At 42.6% G+C, this 15767-nt stretch carries 14 protein-coding genes; 12 read left to right on the plus strand and 2 right to left on the minus strand.

Going from position 1 to position 15767, the window contains the following annotated elements:
• Positions 1 to 327 precede the first annotated feature (327 nt).
• The gene (gene sixA / locus AB6N04_RS04540) at positions 328 to 807 is read left to right on the plus strand and encodes a phosphohistidine phosphatase SixA (RefSeq protein ID WP_369310727.1); all 480 of its coding nucleotides are present in this window, start codon (positions 328 to 330) and stop codon (positions 805 to 807) included.
• Between the two features lie 37 nt (positions 808 to 844).
• On the opposite strand, the gene smrB is transcribed toward sixA, so the two are convergent.
• Entirely contained in the window at positions 845 to 1387 is a 543-nt protein-coding gene (gene smrB, locus AB6N04_RS04545) for an endonuclease SmrB (RefSeq protein WP_369310728.1), read from the minus strand.
• A 223-nt stretch (positions 1388 to 1610) separates the two neighbouring features.
• Here smrB and hutI point away from each other — a divergent pair, with 223 nt between their 5' ends.
• From hutI to AB6N04_RS04600, 11 genes are all read left to right on the plus strand, one after another.
• Entirely contained in the window at positions 1611 to 2849 is a 1239-nt protein-coding gene (gene hutI / locus AB6N04_RS04550) for an imidazolonepropionase (RefSeq protein WP_369310729.1), read from the plus strand.
• Between the two features lie 300 nt (positions 2850 to 3149).
• Positions 3150 to 3881 carry a histidine utilization repressor gene (gene hutC, locus AB6N04_RS04555; protein ID WP_369310730.1) on the plus strand — a complete coding sequence of 244 codons (732 nt, stop codon included), beginning with the start codon at positions 3150 to 3152 and terminating at the stop codon, positions 3879 to 3881.
• Between the two features lie 326 nt (positions 3882 to 4207).
• Positions 4208 to 5887: a urocanate hydratase gene (gene hutU, locus AB6N04_RS04560; RefSeq protein ID WP_369310731.1), complete on the plus strand. Its 1680-nt coding sequence runs from the start codon at positions 4208 to 4210 to the stop codon at positions 5885 to 5887.
• A 12-nt stretch (positions 5888 to 5899) separates the two neighbouring features.
• Complete coding sequence (gene hutH / locus AB6N04_RS04565; protein WP_369310732.1) at positions 5900 to 7432, plus strand: histidine ammonia-lyase; 1533 nt, start codon at positions 5900 to 5902, stop codon at positions 7430 to 7432.
• 89 nt (positions 7433 to 7521) lie between these two features.
• A complete protein-coding gene (locus AB6N04_RS04570) occupies positions 7522 to 8913 on the plus strand; it encodes an amino acid permease (protein WP_369310733.1) in 1392 nt (463 codons plus the stop codon).
• Between the two features lie 211 nt (positions 8914 to 9124).
• The gene (gene prmB / locus AB6N04_RS04575; protein ID WP_369310734.1) at positions 9125 to 10057 is read left to right on the plus strand and encodes a 50S ribosomal protein L3 N(5)-glutamine methyltransferase; all 933 of its coding nucleotides are present in this window, start codon (positions 9125 to 9127) and stop codon (positions 10055 to 10057) included.
• A 112-nt stretch (positions 10058 to 10169) separates the two neighbouring features.
• A complete protein-coding gene (aroC, locus tag AB6N04_RS04580; protein ID WP_369310735.1) occupies positions 10170 to 11258 on the plus strand; it encodes a chorismate synthase in 1089 nt (362 codons plus the stop codon).
• A 170-nt stretch (positions 11259 to 11428) separates the two neighbouring features.
• Complete coding sequence (locus AB6N04_RS04585) at positions 11429 to 12232, plus strand: TSUP family transporter (protein ID WP_369310736.1); 804 nt, start codon at positions 11429 to 11431, stop codon at positions 12230 to 12232.
• A 17-nt stretch (positions 12233 to 12249) separates the two neighbouring features.
• Complete coding sequence (locus AB6N04_RS04590) at positions 12250 to 12801, plus strand: elongation factor P hydroxylase (RefSeq protein ID WP_369310737.1); 552 nt, start codon at positions 12250 to 12252, stop codon at positions 12799 to 12801.
• A gap of 27 nt (positions 12802 to 12828) precedes the next feature.
• Positions 12829 to 13101: a YfcL family protein gene (locus AB6N04_RS04595; protein ID WP_369310738.1), complete on the plus strand. Its 273-nt coding sequence runs from the start codon at positions 12829 to 12831 to the stop codon at positions 13099 to 13101.
• 73 nt (positions 13102 to 13174) lie between these two features.
• The gene (locus AB6N04_RS04600; RefSeq protein WP_369310739.1) at positions 13175 to 13690 is read left to right on the plus strand and encodes a GNAT family N-acetyltransferase; all 516 of its coding nucleotides are present in this window, start codon (positions 13175 to 13177) and stop codon (positions 13688 to 13690) included.
• 35 nt (positions 13691 to 13725) lie between these two features.
• Here the strand turns inward: AB6N04_RS04600 and mnmC are convergent, their stop codons facing one another.
• On the minus strand, positions 13726 to 15765 hold the full coding sequence (gene mnmC, locus AB6N04_RS04605; RefSeq protein ID WP_369310740.1) for a bifunctional tRNA (5-methylaminomethyl-2-thiouridine)(34)-methyltransferase MnmD/FAD-dependent 5-carboxymethylaminomethyl-2-thiouridine(34) oxidoreductase MnmC: 2040 nt from the start codon (positions 15763 to 15765) through the stop codon (positions 13726 to 13728).
• Positions 15766 to 15767: the final 2 nt, after the last annotated feature.

The raw sequence follows: 15767 nt of genomic DNA on the forward strand, positions 1-15767 counted from the left end.
AACAGTTAGGCACTATTTGGATCAGACCGTGTTTTGGCTAGATATCGATAAGCTAAGAACACCATTGAGTGTAATACAGGAGAGAGCCTGAGCTGAATATTTATTTATTCAGTTTTCAGGCTTTTTTTAATCGATCGATTTAACAAATGAGCATTGTGTTTTGGTAAAAGTACGTTAAAAATCAGCAAAAAGTCATTTAAATCATTTTAATTGTGGGTGATTTAATGCAGAATCACTTTTCGCCCCAACTGATGGTTACTTTTACAACAATTATCTAAACAAAAAGAATAGCCACTTCAAGCGAGTCGGCTACTCAGATGGTGGATTATGCAAGTTTATATTATGCGTCACGGCGATGCAGCGTTACATGCGGCAAGCGATGCCGAGAGACCATTAACACAAAAGGGAATCGATGAGTCGATATTCATGGCCGAGTGGTTGAAAAACCAAGGTATTGAGATAGACACTGTATTAGTTAGCCCCTATTTAAGAGCATTACAAACACAACAAACAGTCAGTGAACACGTTAAGTTGCCGTCACAAAGTGAAGTTTTAGCACAATTAACGCCAGGTGGTAATGCAAGCTTTGTCGCTGATCATATACGCGATTTAGCGGTGGCTGGTGCAAATGCCATACTGATTATCTCCCATTTGCCTTTAGTTGGCTATTTAGTCTCAGAACTCTGCCCACATAAAGAACCGCCGATGTTTACAACATCAACGATTGCATGTGTTGAATTGGATTTGGCTCATCAAAAAAGTGATGTTGTGTGGATGCTGAGCCCGTCTCAACTATCGGCTAAATAGATAGCACGATAAAAAGACAGCACGACAAACAGAGCACTTAACGGCGAGTGCTCTCTTCGGTTTCAATCAAAAGTAATAAAGCGGCATTTCCCCCCCATTCTTTGGGTGCTTGGTGAAATGCAATAATATCAGGGTGTTGTGCAAGCCATAGAGGTGTTTGTTGCTTTAAAATATGTTTGCCATGCCCATGCATGATGCACGCACAATACACATTTTCACGTTTACACGCTGCTATCAGTGCCCCAATTTCTTGTTTGGCTTCCAACTGAGTTAAGCCATGTAAATCAAGAAATAGCTCAGGTGTATAGTCACCCCTACGCAACTTTTTTAATTCGTAAGGATTAGAGTCAGGTTTTAAATAACGAGTTGGACCTTCATTTTCCAACTGTGGCTGAAATTCATCAGAAAAGTAAAAAGAAGCATCCACTTGTTCCTGTTTTAGCTTTTTATCAGAAGGTTGTGTCACTTTTGCTCGCACCGGAGCATGCAGGACTTGATCCTGATTAATTTCTTTCGCACCGCGGATGGCTTCTTTAAAAAGATGAATTTCATCATCTTTTAGCCCAAATTTGTTTTTCATCATTTTGCCAAGATTGTGTTTCGTCGTTTTTGCTGACCTCTAGTGTAACCTATTTTAAAGGGGGATGGAGACAAAAGCATTTTTTAGCGTGACATAACAAAATCGCCACCTTTTAAGTCACAGAGATTGACAAACGATATATAATTAGTCTAATTGTATATACATATCTATACTACTATTTTTCAAACAAATAAATCAACCTGCCACGATAATAGGAAAACCGATGTTATTTAAAACGCTACCACAAGATGTGATCTGGCGTCATGGTCGTGTTGCGACCATGGATTCAGATCGAAATGAGCCTTACGGACTCATAGAAAATCATGACCTTGTCGTTCGTAACAATCAAATTATCGCGATTTTACCCCCCGAGGATATTGAACCAAATCAGTGTCAGGTAGTTGATGTAAAAGGAAAGCTAATTACTCCCGGCTTGATTGATTGCCATACTCACTTAGTTTTTGGCGGTGATCGTGCTGCTGAATGGGAGCAGCGGATGAATGGTGTTTCCTATGAAACTATCAGTGCGCAAGGGGGAGGAATCAATTCAACTGTTCGTGCGACAAGGCAGATGAGCGAAACAGCGTTATTTGAAAAGGCACAACCAAGGTTAGATGCATTAATAAGAGAAGGCGTGACAACCATTGAAATAAAATCAGGTTATGGTCTTGACTATCAAAATGAAGAAAAACAATTACGGGTTGCAAAAAGATTGCTTGCAGAATATCCCATTTCGATTTCTTCCACACTATTATCTGCTCATACCGTTCCCCCTGAATTTAAAGACAAACCTGACGACTATATTGATCTTATCTGCCAAAAAATCATGCCTGAATTATGGAAAAAGGGGTTATTTGATGCAGTTGATGTGTTCTGTGAAAGTGTTGGTTTTTCTCTTAAGCAGAGTGAGAAACTGTTTGTTGCAGCCCAACAATTAGGGATCCCTGTTAAAGGCCATGTTGAGCAATTATCCAACCTTGGTGGAAGTGAATTGGTTGCTCGTTATCATGGTTTATCTGTTGACCATATTGAATACCTCGATCTCGCAGGAATTAAAGCGTTGAAACAGAGTGGAACAGTGGCTGTGTTGCTACCCGGTGCATTTTATTTCTTACGGGAAACTAAGTTGCCACCGATTGATTTATTACGAGAGCATCAGATCCCAATGGCGATATCTACGGATTTTAATCCGGGAACGAGTCCGTTTGCTTCATTACGATTGATTATGAATATGGCGGCAGTGTTATTTAAATTAACGCCTGAGGAAATTTGGGCGGGTGTGACTCGTCATGCAGCCAAAGCCTTAGGTAAAGAACATTCTCATGGTCAGCTAAAAGCCGGCTTTGTGGCTGATTTTGTTGTCTGGAATGCCAAAGATCCTGTCGAGATGATTTATGAGCAAGGGAGTAACCCGATGCACATGCGTGTCTATCAAGGAGAAATTACCCACCATAACTCATAATATAGATAACTGTTAGTATAAAAAAAGATATTTAAATTGGTGTGATAATCGCCATAATTAATTAATAAAGTTCTGATTGCCGTATATAGCGTAGCAGTTCACTATATACGGCAGCATTTTGTTTTCTGTTTTTATTAAGCATTATTATTTAATTACACTATTAACGTGTTTTAAATATGGTGAATTTTATTCGCGACTGTCAGGATGACAATATCCGATAGCACTAAGGCCGCGTTATGTCATGATGATTAAAATAGCATACGCACATTCAAGATATTAATAACTAATTTGGAATGAACAGTGACAGCCGAACAAAAAAATAAACAAGGAACGCCAGTTCCGCTCTATTTACAAGTTAAGCAATCGATTATTGAAAAAATACATACTGCCGAGTGGCGTGCTAATGATCGTATTCCCTCTGAGTCTGAACTTGTTACTCAATTTCAATGTAGCAGAATGACCGCTAACCGTGCTTTAAGAGAATTAACAGCAGAAGGGTTACTTGTTCGTGTACAAGGTGTCGGTACGTTTGTTGCTGAACCGAAAGGGCAATCAGCATTATTTGAAATTCACAGCATAGAAGCAGAAATTTTAGCAAGACATCACAAGTACAGTTGCCGAATTATTAAGCTTGAGGAAATTCAAGCCTCTGTGGCATTAGCGAGTGAACTCAATATTCCGCCAGAAACGCCCGTATTTCATTCGATTATTATCCATATGGAAAATGATGTTCCTGTTCAAATCGAAGATCGTTATGTGAATGCGTTGGCGGCACCGGACTACCTTAAGCAGAATTTTTTGTCAATTACACCTCATGATTATTTGTCCCAAGTTGCACCACTGACTCAAGGTGAACACATTGTTGAAGCGGTTGAAGCTGACGAACGTTCAGCAAGATTGCTGCAAATCAATACTGGCGCTTCTTGTTTATTGATCACACGCCGGACATGGTCACAAGCCTTTATTGTTACCAGTACAAAATTACTGTTCCCTGGTCATCGTTATAAACTCAAAGGCAGTTTCTCATCTTAATAATTTTACGGGTAAGCGGGATCACACCAAGAGTGTGATTTTCCGTTTTATGACCGATAAATTTTTAACCTTTCTTAGATACCTACCTTCTTTATGTAAAATTGTTGTGAAATAAATGTGATCGTGCGGGCAAATTTGGAAGAAAAAAACTGGGGCTATAAAAAGTATAAAATACCTATCTTAATGTTTTATCAAACTAAAAAACCATTTTATATCAAATTTTTTTAATTTTTATGTTAAAAAATGAATTGATCGTACATGTATATACAACTATATGTATATAACATGAATGGTATTCAATAGTTCGATAAAAAGAGGGTATACAAGTGACAGCACTGAATAATAAATACAGAAATATCGAAATTAGAGCGCCGCGTGGAAATTCGTTAACGGCAAAAAGTTGGCTGACGGAAGCACCACTACGTATGTTAATGAATAACCTTGATCCTGATGTTGCTGAAAATCCCCATGAGCTGGTGGTGTACGGCGGAATTGGTCGTGCTGCACGTAATTGGCAATGTTATGACCAAATCATTGAATCACTAAAACAGCTTGAAAATGATGAAACGTTACTTGTGCAATCAGGTAAACCTGTTGGTGTTTTTAAAACTCATACTAATGCACCGCGAGTGTTAATTGCTAACTCAAATTTAGTGCCACACTGGGCAAATTGGGAGCATTTCAATGAGCTCGACGCTAAAGGTTTAGCGATGTACGGTCAAATGACCGCGGGAAGCTGGATTTACATTGGAAGTCAAGGCATTGTGCAAGGGACATATGAGACGTTTGTAGAAGCAGCACGTCAGCATTTTGGTGGTGATTTAACGGGGCGTTGGGTATTAACCGCTGGGTTAGGTGGTATGGGTGGTGCTCAACCATTAGCTGCGACATTAGCAGGTGCATGTTCACTCAATATTGAATGCCAACAAAGCCGCATCGATTTTCGTTTAAGAACGCATTACGTTGACGAGCAAGCCACCGATCTGGATGACGCTCTTGCTCGTATCAAAAAATATACAGCAGAAGGTAAAGCCATTTCTATTGCACTGTGCGCTAATGCCGCCGAAGTATTGCCTGAATTGGTTAAACGCGGTGTGAAACCCGATATGGTGACCGATCAGACCAGTGCACATGATCCATTAAATGGGTATTTACCCATTGGAATGACGTGGAATGAATACCGTGAGCGCAGTGTAAAAGATCCGCAAGGCACAGCCCTAGCGGCAAAGAGATCCATGGTGGAACATGTGAAGGCGATGCTGGCATTTAAAAAACAAGGTATCCCAACGTTTGATTATGGCAATAATATTCGCCAAATGGCGTTGGAAATGGGCGTCGAAAATGCATTTGATTTCCCAGGTTTTGTGCCTGCTTATATTCGCCCATTATTTTGTCGGGGTATTGGCCCGTTCCGTTGGGTCGCTTTATCGGGTGATCCTGACGATATTTATAAAACCGACGCCAAAGTTAAACAATTACTGCCAGATGATAAGCATTTACACCGTTGGTTAGATATGGCGCGTGAGCGGATTAGCTTTCAAGGGTTACCTGCCCGTATTTGCTGGGTAGGGTTAGGCGATAGAGCAAAATTAGGATTAGCATTCAATGAGATGGTTAGAAGTGGAGAAGTTTCCGCACCCATCGTGATTGGTCGTGATCATCTAGATTCAGGCTCAGTTGCTAGCCCAAATCGTGAAACCGAATCCATGAAAGATGGCTCTGATGCAGTATCAGATTGGCCATTACTCAATGCATTATTGAACACTGCGAGTGGCGCAACATGGGTTTCACTGCACCATGGTGGTGGTGTTGGTATGGGCTTTTCACAGCATTCAGGCGTAGTGATTGTGTGTGATGGCACGGATGAAGCTGCTGAGCGAATTGCGCGAGTGCTTCACAATGACCCTGCAACGGGGGTGATGCGCCACGCAGATGCAGGCTATGACATTGCGATTGATTGTGCGAAAGAAAAACATCTTAATTTACCAATGATTAAAACTCGTTAAGGAGTGCCATTAATGACTAAATTAACCATCCATCCGGGAAAAATGACACTTGATGAGTTACGTACTGTCTTTCAACAACCAGTGACCGTTTCCCTTGATAAACATGCTCAAGCGGCAATTGAGAAAAGCGTTGCAACGGTCAATAAAATTATTGAAGAAGATAAAACGGCATACGGCATTAATACGGGCTTTGGTTTACTTGCTAACACCCGTATTGCAACGAAAGATTTGCAATCATTGCAACGTTCTATTGTGATGTCCCATGCCGCGGGTGTTGGCGAACCACTTGATGATGAACTTGTTCGTTTAATTATGGTGTTAAAGATTAATAGCTTAGCAAGAGGGTTCTCAGGTATTCGTCTTGAAGTTATTAATGCGCTAATCGCATTAGTTAATGCGCAGATTTATCCCTTTATTCCTGCTAAAGGTTCCGTTGGTGCATCAGGGGACTTGGCTCCTTTAGCGCATATGAGTTTAATTTTGTTAGGGGAAGGTAAAGCACGTTTTGAAGGAAAATGGATCTCTGCGAAAAAAGCACTGGAAAAAGCCGGTCTTGCGCCATTGAAATTGGAAGCCAAAGAGGGGTTAGCGTTATTAAATGGAACGCAGACCTCAACGGCATTCGCACTTAAAGGGTTATTTGAAGCCGAAAAATTACTGCTTTCAGGTATTGTCTGCGGTGCATTAAGTGTCGAAGCGACGCTCGGTTCACGCAGGCCATTTGATCCACGTGTGCAAGAAGTTCGTGGACAAAAAGGGCAAATCGATGTGGCAGCATTATTCCGTGAAGTGTTATCGCCAAGCAGTGAATTAGCGAAATCTCACGAAAACTGTATAAAAGTACAAGACCCTTATTCCCTACGTTGCCAACCTCAAGTGATGGGGGCCTGTTTGACCCAAATTCGTCAAGCAGCAGAGGTTATTTTAATTGAGTCAAATGCAGTCTCAGATAATCCCTTAGTTTTTACCGATAATGGCGACATTATTTCTGGCGGGAATTTCCATGCAGAGCCTGTGGCAATGGCGTCAGATAACATTGCGCTTGCACTGGCTGAAATTGGTGCGTTGTCAGAGCGCCGGATTGCGTTATTGATGGATACCCATATGTCTCAATTACCGCCATTTCTGGTTAATAACGGCGGGGTGAATTCAGGCTTTATGATTGCACAGGTAACTGCTGCGGCATTAGCCAGTGAAAATAAAGCACTCGCACATCCTGCTAGCGTCGATAGCTTACCCACTTCTGCGAATCAGGAAGACCATGTTTCAATGGCACCAGCGGCAGGGCGTCGTTTATGGGAAATGGCAAAAAACGTCACAGGTATTTTAGCGATTGAGTGGTTATCCGCTTGTCAGGGAATGGATTTTCGTGAAGGGTTAAAATCCAGTGAAGCGCTTGAAAAGGCACGAAAAATATTGCGCGATCACGTACCTTACTATGATAAAGATCGCTACTTTGCGCCTGATATTGAGGCAGCAATTAACCTTATTAATCAACACAAACTCTCAACACTGTTTACGGTAGGGACCGTCTTCCCTAAATAGCATATCAAGCAAATAAAAGGTGGCCGGCAATGTATCGGCTACCTGAAGTATTTATCTGCACGACAAATAAAAAATTCAAAGGATAAATCATGCAAAGCACATCACAACTTGCGCGTGGGCTTTCTGCGCGCCACATCCGCTTTATGGCTCTTGGTTCAGCGATTGGTACGGGGCTATTTTATGGTTCAGCTAAAGCAATAGAAACGGCAGGCCCGGCGGTCCTGCTAGCTTATATTATCGGCGGCGCTGCGGTATTTATGGTAATGCGAGCGCTGGGCGAAATGGCGGTACATCGGCCGCTCGCAGGGTCTTTTTCCCAATATGCGAGCCATTATTTGGGCGCGAGAGCTGGTTTTTTTGCAGGCTGGACCTATGTGTTTGAAATGCTTATTGTCTGCCTAGCAGATGTCACCGCATTCGGTGTGTATATGAAATTATGGTTCCCAGATGTTGAACAGTGGATATGGGTGCTAAGTATTATCTTTTTTATTGGGGCAATTAATTTATGCCACGTTAGAACCTTTGGTGAAATGGAGTTTTGGCTTTCTATCATCAAAGTGGTTGCTATTATAGCGATGATAGCTGGCGGTGCCGCAATTATGTTATTTGGCTTTGGCCAAGCGGCAGATCATGCTGTGGGGGTATCTAATTTATTTATTCATGATGGGTTTATGCCAAATGGGATTGGCGGGGTGATTGCGTCATTTGCGGTGGTGATGTTTGCTTTTGGTGGCATTGAGGTTATCGGTATTACAGCCAGCGAAGCGAAAAACCCAGAAACAACCATCCCAAGAGCAATTAATGCCGTTCCTGTGCGTATCTTGCTGTTTTATGTGCTGACTTTATTTGTGTTGATGTCTATTTATCCGTGGAACCAAATTGGGCAGCAAGGTAGCCCATTTGTCCAAATTTTCGATAGTTTAGGGATCCAGTCTGCCGCAAACATTTTGAATGTAGTCGTGATCACCGCTGCGGTATCGGCAATTAACAGTGATATTTTTGGTGCAGGGCGCATGATGTATGGGATGGCGCACGAAGGGCAAGCGCCGAAAGCGTTTACCAAACTGACAAAAAATGGTGTGCCATGGATGACTGTTCTTGTCATGGTGGTTGTACTGCTAGTGGGCGTTGTTTTGAACTATGTGATCCCTGATGAGGTATTTGTGGTGATAGCATCAATTGCGACATTTGCCACAATTTGGGTATGGCTGATGATTTTGTTGTCACAATGTGCAATGCGTAAAAAAATGTCACTTGAAGAAATTCGCCAATTAACATTCCCAGTGCCAATGTGGCCTGTGGCACCGATCCTCGCGATTGCATTTATGCTGTTTATTTTCGGCGTGCTGGGTTATTTCGAAAGTACGCGAATTGCGCTATATGTTGGGATTGTTTGGCTGGCACTATTGACTATCGCGTATGCGTTATGGGTTAAAAAGCCAGCAAAAGAAACGCAAGCGCTTGTCCAGAGTGAAAGTTAATCTCTCTATTTTTCACTGATGGTGTTGTTTTCTTCTGCATGCCCTTTAGTCCGATAAAGGGCATTTTTGTATTAAGTGGGTATTCAATGGCACGGTTTGATAACTTTGTTAATTATTTTATTGCATTAATCTGCTGATTTGTCTTTCACTTCGTGGCAAACTTTAGCTATTGCCATTTTCCCTTTCAAAAATCATGCTGGAGAACCCCTTCTTGGAAAAGATCTTCGTTGATGAAGCTGTCGCAGAACTTCATACCATTCAAGATATTTTACGTTGGACGATGAGCCGTTTTAATGCCGCCAATGTATATTATGGCCACGGTACTGATAATCCGTGGGATGAGGCGCTACAATTAGTGTTGCCAACGCTTTATTTGCCTTTAGATCTGCCGGATGAACTGCTTACATCGCGCTTAACCCCAACAGAGCGCCACCGCATTATTGAGCGTGTTTTACGGCGCATCAATGATCGGATCCCAGTAGCATACTTGACCAACCGTTCATGGTTCTGTGGTCATGAATTTTATGTTGATGAACGTGTGTTGATCCCGCGCTCTCCAATTGGCGAGCTGATTAATAACCACTTTGTTGGCTTATTAACAGATGAACCACGCACTATTTTAGACTTGTGTACGGGGAGTGGTTGTATTGCCATTGCCTGTGCTTACGAATTCCCTGATGCAGAAGTTGATGCGGTTGATATCTCAACAGATGTGCTTGCGGTAGCAGAGGAAAATATCGCGAATCACGGTTTAGAGCATCGTGTGGTCCCTATTCGCTCAGATTTGTTCCGTGATATGCCAGAAGTGAAATATGATCTTATCGTTACGAATCCACCGTACGTAGATGCAGAGGATATGGATGATTTACCTGAAGAGTTCCGGGTTGAGCCAGAACTGGCGCTCGCCGCAGGAAGCGACGGGTTAAAACTGGTTCGTCGTATTCTGGCAAACGCGCCACGTTTCCTCTCAGAAGAAGGCATTTTAGTTTGTGAAGTCGGTAACAGCATGGTTCACCTCATCGAACAATATCCTGAAATTCCATTTATTTGGTTGGATTTCGAATACGGCGGTGATGGTGTATTTATGCTAACGCGTGAGCAGCTTGTTGAACATCATGCACACTTTGACTTATACATCGATTAATCAAGGGTTGCACGATAGGTTAGGATCGGGTAATCAATAAGAATAACCAACGACATCATCATTATTAACTACATTCTTGGTACTCAAGAACGGCTTAAAATAGGAAACTCCGATGGCTGGAAATTCAATTGGGCAACTGTTCCGTGTGACAACATTTGGTGAGTCACACGGTGTGGCATTAGGTTGCATCGTCGATGGCGTACCCCCGGGGTTAGCACTGACAGAAGCGGATTTACAAATCGACTTAGATCGTCGTCGTCCAGGTACTTCTCGTTATACTACTGCCCGTCGTGAGCCAGATCAGGTCAAAATTCTTTCTGGTGTATTTAATGGCATTACCACAGGGACAAGCATTGGCTTATTGATTGAAAATACAGATCAACGTTCCCAAGATTATGGTGCAATCAAGGATGTGTTTAGACCGGGTCATGCGGATTACACTTATGAGCAAAAATACGGGCAGCGCGATTACCGAGGTGGTGGACGTTCATCAGCACGTGAAACTGCAATGCGTGTTGCGGCTGGTGCCATCGCGAAAAAATACCTGCAAGAAAAATTAGGTATTCAAATTCGCGGGTGTTTAACCCAAATGGGCCCAGTTACATGTGAAATCAAAGATTGGTCTATCGTTGAAGAAAACCCTTTCTTTTGCCCTGATCCAAGCAAATTAGAGGCACTTGATGAACTACTGCGTGGGTTGAAAAAACAAGGTGACTCGATTGGGGCAAAAATTACTGTTGTTGCAGAGCATGTTCCAGCAGGATTAGGTGAACCTGTCTTTGATCGTTTAGATGCCGATATCGCCCATGCATTAATGAGCATCAATGCCGTAAAAGGCGTGGAAATTGGTGATGGTTTTGGCGTTATTGGCCTTAAAGGCAGCGAAAACCGCGATGAAATCACTCGTGCAGGTTTTACCTCGAACCATGCAGGCGGGATTTTAGGGGGGATCAGTAGCAGCCAACCGATTATTGCGCATATTGCCTTAAAACCCACATCGAGCATTACGGTTTCAGGCAAAACATTAAATCGTGATGGGGAAGAAGTGGAGATGATCACCAAAGGTCGTCATGACCCTTGTGTGGGGATCCGTGCTGTGCCTATCGCAGAAGCGATGCTGGCAATTGTACTTATGGATCATTACTTGCGCCATCGTGGGCAGTGCGCTGATGTTACCCCTGCAATGCCACCGTTTGAATGATCATAAAATGAATAAAGTGATAAAGGGAGCGAAGCGATTAGTCGCTCTTTTAATATGAAGGTTTGGATGACACCTCCTTAAAAACAGCTCATCTGGGCAGTGATATTGCAGTGCAAGGTTGCGATATATTACGTATCAATATGATGATATTTCTCTTTTTGGATTAAAAAATGGATTGGCTGACCGCCGTTGCACCTGAAGTTTATGCTTTACTTTTCTTTGTTGCACTTTTCGCCGGTTTTATTGATTCCATTGCAGGTGGAGGGGGATTGCTAACTATCCCTGCCTTGTTATCTGTGGGGATCACGCCTGTCGAGGCGCTGGCAACCAATAAGCTCCAAGCGGTTGGAGGATCATTTTCTTCCAGCTTATATTTTGTTAGGCGTAAAGCAATTGACCTGCGTGAGCAAATTTTTCCATTCATTATGACAATGATTGGAGCGATGCTCGGGGCGATTGTTATTCAAATGATTGACACTGCTTTTCTAAAACAATTACTACCTATCCTTGTAATTTGCGTTGGTTTGTATTTCTTATTAACGCCATCAATAGGTGTGCAAGATAGGCAGCAACGGGTGAGTATGCCTTTTTTTGGCGTTGCTATCGGCATGACGCTGGGCTTCTATGATGGCGCATTTGGTCCAGGCACGGGTTCATTTTTGGCACTAGGGTATGTGTTGCTGCTCGGCTATAATCTGGCAAAAGCGACGGCGCATGCTAAGTTACTTAATTTCGCCTCTAATTTCGGCTCTTTAGTGTTCTTTATTATCGGAGGTCATGTTCTTTGGGTGCTCGGTTTTGTTATGCTGGCGGGCCAAATGGTTGGTGCGCGTTTAGGTGCCCGTTTGGTGTTAACTAAAGGACAAAAACTGATCAGGCCAATGATTGTGGTGATTTCGTTATTAATGAGCATTAAGTTGCTCCACGATAGCCATGGTGATGTGATTAAAGCTTGGTTCCTCTCATTATTTTAAGATGATTTAAATTATTCATGAGTAATACACATAATTATCAGGACTTGATTGATATTTTTGACAGGTGCTTTGGTGAAACGTATAACACCAAACTGGTCAAAGGGGACGACGAACCGATTTATTTACCTGCTGATGAGAGTGTTCCTTATCATCGCATTGTGTTTGCCCATGGTTTTTTTACCAGTGGGCTACATGAGATCTCTCATTGGTGTATCGCGGGGGAAGCGAGACGCCAACAGGTGGATTACGGCTATTGGTACTGTCCTGATGGTCGTGATGAAAAGACACAAAGTGAATTTGAAGTGGTTGAAATCAAACCACAGGCGCTTGATTGGTTATTTTGTGTTGCTGTGGGGATCCCTTTTAATGTCAGTTGCGATAACTTGGAAGGGGATTTTGAGCCTGATCGTATTGCATTTATGCGCAAGGTGCATGCACAAGTGATGACTTATTTGCAAAATGGCATTCCTGAGCGACCATTACGCTTTATTAATGCGTTACAATCGTTTTACAATACGCCTCCACTTTGTGCAGAAGATTTTCCGTATCCGGAAGATATTTTTGCCTAATTGACACACTAAAAGTAAGGATTAAGCATGCTTGCGGATATAGAAACACGCATACTGACAAAAATAGATGATATGGTTGAACACGCTAGCGATGATGAATTATTTGCGGGCGGTTATCTGCGTGGTCACTTAACCCTTGCTGTCGCTGAGTTGGAAGAAGAAAATGAAACCAGTTCAGACGCGTTATATCAGCGTGTTGAAGCGAGTATTCAACACGCCATTAAGGCCGGAGAGTTAACACCACCAGACCAAATTTTAGTATTAGGTATGTGGAAAAGTTTATTGGATAACGCAATCTAATTTGTGGTGTTATGTATTGAAGAGCGGGGAACCCCGCTTTTTTATTGGCTAAATTTTGTTGTGAGTAAAGGTTATGGTGCATATTCGCTTAGCGACTCCCCTTGATGCAAAATACCTTCCTGCCGTTGAGGTCTCCGCAGGGCAGGCATTTGCCAGTATTGAAAAATATAAATGGCTTGCTGATGGTGATGGACAAACAGAGCAAGCGCATCTTGATTTTATTGCTGAGCAATTAGAATGGGTGGCAGTAAATGATAACGGTGAGCCCATTGGTTTTATCAATGCGGAAAATCATCACGATAGCTTGCATATCTGTGAGGTTTCTGTCTGCCAGCAATGGCAAGGGCAGGGATTGGGTAAAAAGCTGATTAAACAGGTTTTAGATGCGGCCTTAGCGCGCAATATGAAGACAGTGACATTGACAACTTGCCGCGATGTGCCTTGGAATGCGCCTTATTACCAACGATTAGGTTTTGAAATCTTAGATGATAGTCAACTCACTGAATTACTCCGTGATATTCTACAAGATGAAGTGGATGCAGGCTTCCAAAAGCGTGATCGCTGTGCAATGGCGATTGAACTTGCGTGAAGCAGCCTTAGGGAGCTAAACCTGCGTATTAATCGTTAGTACGGTATTTTAATTGGTCGACCTGATCGTAATTTTTTTACCCAAAAACGATTAGGGTTCAATTCCGCTAAGGTTTCGTCGTCTAGTGGTAAAGGTTGCCCAAAGATCTGTGAAGCCAGAATTTCGGCGCATAGGGGGGCGGTTGATAGCCCTCTTGAGCCTAGTGCGCCAAAGATAAACAAGTTTGGGTAAACAGGGGCATCCTCAATGGGCTGTTTTTTGCCAATTTTTGTCTGTAAATCATGATAAGCCGCCAAATGTTGCTCATAATTCGGCACATTCCCTAGTAACGGAAAATGGTCACGTATCACACAGCGAATACCTTGGCGCGATTGCTGTTGTGAAATATCAATCTCTTGGGGCCATGAAACATCAGGCAAATTGTCAATTAGCTTTTGGCGGTTAGCTTGCTGCTCTTCTTCGCTATAATCCAAATCGAGACGGCTGCGTTGATAACTGGCACCTAAACAATGTTGTTTGCCAGTATGATCCGCAGGGGTGAGATACCCCTCAAAGCACAGGACATTTTTTAGCTGTTGTAGCGTGGGGGTGGTTGGAATATGACTCACTTGCCCGCGGACAGGGTTAATGGGTAAATTAATGGTTTGTGGGTATTGCCGTAGTTTATGTCCATTGGCGATGACCACTGTTGAGTGTACAGGTGTTAGCTCTTTTTGTTCAGAAGTGATTATTTGCAACTGCCAAGCGTTATCATTCTGCACTAATGCAGTAACATCATGATTGAAATAAAACTGAACGCCTTGATTTTTCAAGTAGCAATATAGGCTTTCGCACAGCTCTGCTGGGCATAACCAACCACCTGATGGGTAATGAATACCATCGTAATTGACATCAATGCCGCAAATGTCTTTAAGTTGCTGGCGAGTTTTACCTACAGCAAAATCTTCAGGCCAGTCTGTCTCTAGCATCCCTGCAATTTTGCGTGCGATTTTGTCGTTATAAGCTAATTGGGTCACACCGCACCATTGCCCATCAAATGCAATGCCAGATGCAGCTAATTGATGATAAAAACGTTTGGCGAAAGGAAATGCACTGACAAAAAAACGCTCAAGAGGGTCATTTGCTCCCGTTAATAGCGGATAGATGGCACCTTGGCGGTTCCCAGAAGCGTTTTGGGCAATACGAGGATCTTGACAATAAAGTGTGACGTTGGCACCGCGCTGGCGGAGAAAATAGGCGGCGGTTAAACTGGCGAGGCCGCCGCCAATAATGGCAATATCATTAGGATTATCAGCCGGTTGTCTTTTGTTCCATGGCGTTGCATATTGGTAGTGATTTTCGCTTAATACCCCTGTCAGCATTTCACGCTTTTGGCCAAACCCTTTGATTTTTTGCAAGCTAAACCCAGCTTGTTGTAAACCACGTTTCACAAAACCCGCAACAGTAAATGTGGCAAAAGTTGCCCCTTCACGAGCCAGTTTTGCCATCGTAGTGAACAGGTGTTCACTCCACATTTGTGGATTTTTTGATGGTGCAAAACCATCAAGAAACCAAGCATCTATCTTATTGTTTAAATTGTCTTTTAGGAGAGATATTTGCTCATTAACATCACCAAACCATAAATCTAAAATCACATTGCCATTTTCTAGAATAATGCGCTGGTTACCCGCCAATGCTGGTGGCCAGTTTTCACATAAGGCGTCTGATAATTCGCAAAGCTCGGGCCAGCAACGATGTGAGGCGATTAAGTCCGCTTTCGTCAGTGGAAATTGCTCAAAGCTAATAAAATGTAATCGTTTAAGGGGGGCTTGTGGATTTTGTGCTTTAAATTGCGCAAAAGATTGCCATAAAACGAGGAAATTCAAGCCAGTGCCAAACCCAGTTTCAGCAATGACACAGGTTTCATTTGAATGTGTCTTAAAACGCTCAGGAAAGTGATTTCCTTGTAAAAATACATGGCGAGATTCTTCTAAACCACTTTGGTTAGAAAAATAGATATCTGCAAATTGCTCAGACATGGGAGTGCCTTCATCATTCCAGCTAAGACGTGCGGTTTGTACTGCGCTCTTTTTCACAA

It is taken from the genome of Providencia rettgeri (assembly GCF_041075285.1).
Lineage (GTDB): Bacteria > Pseudomonadota > Gammaproteobacteria > Enterobacterales > Enterobacteriaceae > Providencia > Providencia rettgeri_G.

Bases quoted from the DNA above. Each gene is read 5' to 3' on its own strand.
- AB6N04_RS04570 (WP_369310733.1), top strand. From the start codon at position 7,522: ATGCAAAGCACATCACAACTTGCGCGTGGGCTTTCTGCGCGCCACATC.
- smrB (WP_369310728.1), bottom strand. From the start codon at position 1,387: ATGAAAAACAAATTTGGGCTAAAAGATGATGAAATTCATCTTTTTAAA.
- sixA (WP_369310727.1), top strand. From the start codon at position 328: ATGCAAGTTTATATTATGCGTCACGGCGATGCAGCGTTACATGCGGCA.
- hutI (WP_369310729.1), top strand. From the start codon at position 1,611: ATGTTATTTAAAACGCTACCACAAGATGTGATCTGGCGTCATGGTCGT.
- AB6N04_RS04600 (WP_369310739.1), top strand. From the start codon at position 13,175: ATGGTGCATATTCGCTTAGCGACTCCCCTTGATGCAAAATACCTTCCT.
- AB6N04_RS04590 (WP_369310737.1), top strand. From the start codon at position 12,250: ATGAGTAATACACATAATTATCAGGACTTGATTGATATTTTTGACAGG.
- aroC (WP_369310735.1), top strand. From the start codon at position 10,170: ATGGCTGGAAATTCAATTGGGCAACTGTTCCGTGTGACAACATTTGGT.
- AB6N04_RS04585 (WP_369310736.1), top strand. From the start codon at position 11,429: ATGGATTGGCTGACCGCCGTTGCACCTGAAGTTTATGCTTTACTTTTC.
- AB6N04_RS04595 (WP_369310738.1), top strand. From the start codon at position 12,829: ATGCTTGCGGATATAGAAACACGCATACTGACAAAAATAGATGATATG.
- hutH (WP_369310732.1), top strand. From the start codon at position 5,900: ATGACTAAATTAACCATCCATCCGGGAAAAATGACACTTGATGAGTTA.